General features: G+C 44.9%; 2 protein-coding genes. Both read right to left on the reverse strand.

The window, feature by feature from the left end; genetic code table 11:
• Positions 1-49: 49 nt before the first annotated feature.
• Positions 50-1,012 carry a transketolase family protein gene (locus tag J4N24_RS25360; protein ID WP_207536540.1) on the reverse strand — a complete coding sequence of 321 codons (963 nt, stop codon included), beginning with the start codon at positions 1,010-1,012 and terminating at the stop codon, positions 50-52.
• A gap of 81 nt (positions 1,013-1,093) precedes the next feature.
• Positions 1,094-1,603, reverse strand: a 510-nt coding sequence (locus J4N24_RS25365; protein ID WP_242691816.1) for a transketolase, incomplete at its 5' end; no start/stop codon positions are given.

The raw sequence follows: 1,603 nt of genomic DNA on the forward strand, positions 1-1,603 counted from the left end.
ACCAAAGGGAAGCTCCCCCGGTGCCTTTATCCAATTTTATTTGTGTTTATTAAGCGTTCTTCTTTCTTGCAATTACTTTCTGAACAGCTTTAACGATGTGTTCTGCATCCAGACCGTATTTGGTCATTAGTTCTGCAGGTTTACCACTTTCACCAAAACTGTCGTTTACTGCCACGAATTCCTGAGGAGTTGGGTTATTCTGAGCAAGAAGCTGAGCAATACTGTCTCCTAATCCGCCTAAACGGTTATGCTCTTCTGCTGTTACTACGCAGCCTGTTTTAGCTACTGATTTTAACACCGCTTCTGCGTCTAATGGCTTAATGGTGTGGATATTGATGATCTCTGCATCGATACCTAATTCTGCCAGTTGTTCTCCTGCCTGAATTGCCTCCCATACCAGGTGACCTGTTGCGAAGATACTAACATCCGCTCCTTCGTTCACCATCCATGCTTTTCCGATCTCGAACTTCTGATCTGGGTCAGTGAAAATAGGAACTACCGGGCGACCGAAACGAAGGTAAACCGGACCATGATGCTCTGCAATAGCCATAGTAGCAGCCTTCGTCTGGTTATAGTCACAAGGGTTGATCACAGTCATTCCCGGAAGCATCTTCATCATACCGATATCTTCCAGGATCTGGTGTGTTGCCCCGTCTTCTCCTAAGGTTAAACCTGCGTGAGAAGCACAGATCTTTACGTTCTTATCAGAGTAGGCGATGGACTGACGGATCTGATCGTAAACACGACCCGTAGAGAAGTTGGCAAAAGTACCCGTGAAAGGAACTTTACCACCAATAGTCATACCGGCAGCAATACCCATCATGTTTGCTTCAGCAATCCCGATCTGGAAAAAGCGCTCAGGAAACTCCTTAATGAAAGCCTCCATTTTTAGTGAGCCAACCAGGTCGGCACATAGTGCCACTACCTCAGGGTTCTTTTTACCAGCTTCCAGTAAACCGGCTCCGAAACCTGAACGTGTATCTTTCTTTTCTGTAAAAGTGTATTTCTTCATTGTTTTTAGCTCTGAGTTTTCGGTTAGCCTTAAGGCTACATGTATTCCCTTGCGCCTTTTACCGCTAACCTTTTAGCTCTTTTAATAATCCTGTAGTGTTGAACTTAACTGATCCAAAGCCTGTTGTAACTGCTCATCATTAGGAGCAACACCATGCCATTTGTGAGATCCCATCATGAAATCCACACCATGTCCCATGTTAGTCTTCATTAAGATCACTACCGGTTTACCGCTTCCTCTTCTTGACTTAGCTTCTTCTAAAGCAGCAATGATGTTTTCCATATCGTTCCCGTCGGCATCCATTACATCCCATCCAAAAGCTGCCCATTTAGCATGAAGATCACCTAAAGAAAGTACTTTTTCGGTTGGTCCATCGATCTGCTGACCGTTGTAATCTACCGTAGCAATAATGTTATCCAACTTGTTATGAGGTGCATACATCGCTGCTTCCCAGATCTGTCCTTCCTGCAATTCACCATCCCCGTGAAGAGTGTAAACGAAAGAATCATCGCCGTTTAATCTTTTAGCTTGCGCTGCACCGATAGCTACTGATAAGCCCTGGCCCAAAGAACCAGAAGCCATACGGATACC

Source organism: Desertivirga arenae, from assembly GCF_017355785.1.
Lineage (GTDB): Bacteria > Bacteroidota > Bacteroidia > Sphingobacteriales > Sphingobacteriaceae > Desertivirga > Desertivirga arenae.